Annotated in this window: 3 protein-coding genes and 1 pseudogene; all 4 read left to right on the top strand. The window is 42.7% G+C overall.

Translation table 11 applies throughout. The features are described from left to right. Positions 1–312, top strand: a pseudogene (locus tag ACTHS4_RS11505) (type IV pilin protein); the annotation flags it as partial. A 254-nt stretch (positions 313–566) separates the two neighbouring features. Continuing rightward, the gene (uvrB, locus tag ACTHS4_RS11500) at positions 567–2594 is read left to right on the top strand and encodes an excinuclease ABC subunit UvrB (protein WP_371460606.1); all 2028 of its coding nucleotides are present in this window, start codon (positions 567–569) and stop codon (positions 2592–2594) included. Between the two features lie 26 nt (positions 2595–2620). Further along, positions 2621–3805 carry a DUF262 domain-containing protein gene (locus ACTHS4_RS11495; protein WP_440365963.1) on the top strand — a complete coding sequence of 395 codons (1185 nt, stop codon included), beginning with the start codon at positions 2621–2623 and terminating at the stop codon, positions 3803–3805. Beyond that, complete coding sequence (locus ACTHS4_RS11490) at positions 3792–4565, top strand: hypothetical protein (protein ID WP_070826363.1); 774 nt, start codon at positions 3792–3794, stop codon at positions 4563–4565. Before ACTHS4_RS11495 ends, ACTHS4_RS11490 begins: the two co-directional genes overlap by 14 nt. Positions 4566–4864: the final 299 nt, after the last annotated feature.

Below are 4864 nucleotides of genomic sequence, written 5' to 3'. Positions count from 1 at the left end.
GCGCGCTTTATGGAGCAGTTCTATGCGAAAAAGGGCAGCTTTAAGCTGACGTCGACGAAGTGGCCGGAGCTGCCGGTCAAGGAAGCGGGTGGTTTCTGTATCAGGATGAGTGGCCAGGCTAAGGGGATCCTGGAAGGGAAGTTTACCCTGAAGGCGGTGGCGCTGGACAGGGAGGCGGAGCCGAGGGTGCTGCGTTTGAACGAGTCGCTGACGGCGGTGGTGTGCGGGAAAATGAAGGGGAAGGGAAACTGTACTGACGGCGAGGAGATATTTAGGGGCAATGATGCGGAGTGTCGGCCTTTTACGGGGTAGAAACCTGATCTAAAGGGAGGAGGCGGATGAAGAAAAAGGACGTGCTCAGGCACGTCCTTTGAGGAATGAAGATGGGTTATTCGCTCCAGCTGACCCAGCCCAGCATCCAAGTATTGTTCTGACTAACACAACCAACCTCAGTTAGCTAAGAAAGAAAATGAAATATTTAGTTTTGTTAGATTGACTCTCTATCAATTTTCAGACGGCCCTTTGTTATAATCTTCTCTTTACCTGAACATAAAACAGGCCGTCTTATGGAAGTCATCCAATATCCCAATTCTCCGTTTAAACTCCACCAGCCCTTCCCACCCGCCGGCGACCAGCCCACCGCCATTGCCGGCCTGCTCGAAGGGCTTTCAGACGGCCTTGCTTATCAAACCTTGCTCGGAGTAACCGGTTCGGGCAAAACCTACACCATGGCGAACGTCATTGCTCAAAGCGGCCGCCCCGCCATCATCATGGCGCACAATAAAACCCTTGCCGCCCAGCTCTATGCCGAAATGCGCGAGTTTTTCCCCGAAAACGCAGTGGAATATTTCGTCTCCTACTACGACTATTATCAACCCGAAGCCTATGTGCCCAGCCGCGATTTGTTCATCGAAAAAGACAGCGCGATTAACGAACACATCGAACAAATGCGCCTTTCCGCCACCAAAAACCTGATGACGCGCGACGACGTGATTATCGTTGCCACCGTGTCTGCCATTTACGGTATCGGTGACCCGACCGAGTATCAACAAATGGTGTTGTCCGTCAAAGAAGGCGACACCATTGAGCAGCGCGACATCATCGCTACGCTCGTTTCCATGCAATACGAACGCGGCGATTTGGATTTCAAACGCGGCAGCTTCCGCGTGCGTGGCGACGTGATTGACGTGTACCCCGCCGAAAGCTCGGAAAACGCCTTGCGCATCAGCCTGTTTGACGACGAAATCGACCGCCTCGATATGTTTGACCCGCTTTCAGGCAGCCTTATTCAACGCGTCGGCCGCTACACAGTCTTCCCGTCCAGCCACTACGTTACCCCACGCGACACCGTATTGCGCGCCTGTGAGTCCATCAAAGAAGAACTGCGCGAACGCATCGAATTTTTCGCCCGCGAACAACGCCCCGTCGAACAACAACGCATCGAACAGCGCACCCGCTTCGACCTCGAAATGCTCTACGAAATGGGCTTCTGCAAAGGCATCGAAAACTACTCCCGCCATTTCTCCGGCAAAAAAGAAGGCGAACCGCCGCCCACGCTGATGGACTACCTGCCCGACAACGCCATCATGTTCATCGACGAAAGTCACGTTACCGTCACCCAAATCGGCGGCATGTACAAAGGCGACGCATCGCGCAAACAAAATCTCGTGGACTACGGCTTTCGCCTGCCTTCCGCTCGCGACAACCGCCCGCTCAAATTCCACGAATTTGAAAAAGTCATGCCGCAAACCATCTTTGTCTCCGCCACCCCCGCCAAATACGAAGAAGAACACGCCGGACAAGTGGTCGAACAAGTCGTCCGCCCCACAGGGCTGGTCGATCCCCAAATTATCATCCGCCCCGTCGCCACCCAAGTCGATGACTTGATGAGCGAAATCAACGACCGCATCCAAAAAGGCGAACGCGTGCTCGTTACCACTCTCACCAAACGCATGGCGGAACAACTCACCGACTATTACAGCGAACTCGGCATCAAAGTGCGCTACCTGCACAGCGACATCGATACCGTAGAGCGCGTTGAAATCATTAGAGATTTACGGCTCGGACTGTTTGACGTACTCGTCGGCATCAACCTATTGCGCGAAGGCTTGGACATCCCCGAAGTCTCCCTCGTCGCCATCCTCGACGCCGACAAAGAAGGCTTCCTACGCTCCCACCGCAGCCTGATTCAAACCATAGGCCGCGCCGCGCGCAACGTGAATGGCGTAGCGATTTTGTACGCCGACAAAATCACCGACTCCATGAAAGCCGCTATTGACGAAACCGAACGCCGCCGCGAAAAACAGATTAAATTCAATGAAGAACACGGCATCGTACCGCAACAGATTAAGAAACAAGTCAAAGACATCATCGACGGCGTGTACCACGAAGAAGACAGCAGTAAAGGCCGTCTGAAAGGCAAAAACAAGGTTAAAGTCGGCGAGATTCAGAACGAAGAAGATGCCTTGAAAGAAATTGCCAAACTAGAAAAAGCCATGCAGCAGGCAGCTAGGGATTTGCAGTTTGAAGAAGCGGCTGTTCTTCGTGATAGAATACGCGGAATTAAAGAGAATCTGCTTTTTGGAGCAGAGTAAATTTTTCTATATAAAAGGACAAGAGTATGGAAACAAATGTTTTTTATGGGGAATATTCTTTAGACCACTGGATTCATTTACTTGAAACAGGCAACATTAAATTACCAAAGATTCAGCGTTCATTTACATGGAAAGATTATAAAATAAAACGATTAATTAAATCTCTACATAATAAACAATTTATCCCACCGATTATAGTTATCAGATCAAACCAAGAAAACCTGATTATAGATGGGCAACAGAGGTTAACCAGTCTTTTGTTGGCATATCGCAATAAATACCCTACACGTAAAAATCTAAATAACAAATGGAAATATTGCTCACAAAGTGATGGTAATACAACTGCAACAAATTTTGATGATCCTGACGGGTTTACTGACTATGATTTCTTTGAAGGAATCGGAATATCAAATGTAGATAAAAATAATTTTTTTAAAGATAAATTTTTAGGATTTACCTTTATTTCTCCTCAGTCTGGTACCAAAATTGAACAAGAGCGATTTTTCGCACAAACATTTTACTCAATAAACACGCAAACAGAATTATTGACTGCTGATGAAAAATTAGAAGCTTACAAATTAATTACACCTGAATTAAAAAATATTATTTCACCAAAATTTGAAGAATATTTCAAAGTTAGCAGAGGCAGTAATAAACTTATTAGAATATTAGGCTACATTCTTCAATACAGAATGAATAAAGACTCTATTCAAACGGCTGAAAGAACAGAAGATTTTGCCAATATTGTTGAGTCATTAAGTAATAGAATACCAGTCGATTTATTCGGCAAAAGAGGGGAAATTGTTAGAGATTTCGATTACAGTCAACCTTTCTATGATACCGGTTCAAACTATAGTATTTTTGAAGAAACAGATGGCACACCTTGTTATATAGAAATTCTTGAGAAGATAAAAATTGAATTAAATAAAAATAAAAATCAGAATCCCAATGCGCCTTACAAATTTGATAAAATTGTACACTTTGATGTTTTATTCTTTGGCTTTTTATATCAATGCCTATTTGGAGGCAATATTTCCTACTTAAATGATGAAACCACAATCAGAGAATTGATCGAAAAATGCTCAAAATTAGCAGAGAAACTCCACAAAAGGTCCAAAAACACACCAAATGATAGCATATATATCTGTGAAAGAATAAAAGAATCTATTGAACTCTATAATGGAATGGGGCTAAATTATGGTAAACCATAATGATTTTATTCTTGAGCCGATTATCAATATTTTAAAAAAAGGTATATCCTCTCTGTCTAATTTGGGTGATACTATAGAAACATATCCAGTGCAAGAACATATTCTTCGTTCAATTTTTATTGAAATGACAGGTTCTCAAGAGCAAAAAATGAAATGCATTCTTTGGACTTTAGCTACCTATGATTATGAGTTTAGATATGAATTTTTGAACAAGGGCAAGTATGGAGAATGCTCTGATTTGAAAGAGAAATCAAAAGTATATGGCGATTTAACTAAGCAAATAACATTGCTCAAACCTTCAGAAAATATAGAATTTAAAAAAATTATATTTCCTGACGATGAAACTAACCACATAGAAAATAATAAAATAGCATTAGATAAATTTCTTAGTCATTCAAACATCAACTCAATATTTGAAAAATATATTAAGATGTTTCAAGGAAATGAAATTACAAGTGAATCACTGTTTTTACCTTCCAATAGTCAATTATTTACAAATAAAGATAACATTGGTGATGACAAATTAAAAAAGTATGCGATCTCTGAAATTTATCTTAGATTATATAAACATCGTAATAGGTGCGCTCATAATACATTATCATATCAAAAAAATTTACCTACATTAAATAATTTAAATATCGAAGCTTATAATTTTGATAATTATTATATTCGTTTTTTGATATTAATTTTTATTGATACAATCTTTATTAAGACTTATGAAAAATATTTGGAATTAAGACAAACTGGAATTAGCTGGTAAGCGAGCGTAGCAAGCCGTAGCCTGTATTCCCACCAACCGCGGGCGTGGCTGCGCCATATCCTACCTGCGGGCGGCACAAACTTTAAAACCGAGGTGTAGGGTGTGTGCGGTATGCACGCACGCGTTCTTTGCCGTTCAAACCATTCTTTCAAACTTTCAGAAGACCTCAAACGTTGTCTGGAAACTTTAGAATAAAGGCCGTCTGAAATCCAGTTTTCAGACAGCCTGAGACCTTTGCAAAATTCCCCAAAATCCCCTAAATTCCCACCAAGACATTTAGGGGATTTTCCATGAGCACC

The organism is Neisseria sp. P0014.S009 (assembly GCF_051958155.1).
In the GTDB taxonomy this organism is placed as follows: Bacteria; Pseudomonadota; Gammaproteobacteria; order Burkholderiales; family Neisseriaceae; genus Neisseria; species Neisseria flavescens_C.
Note: the sequence above shows the minus strand (reverse complement) of the source record. Positions and strands in the feature narration are given on the sequence as shown.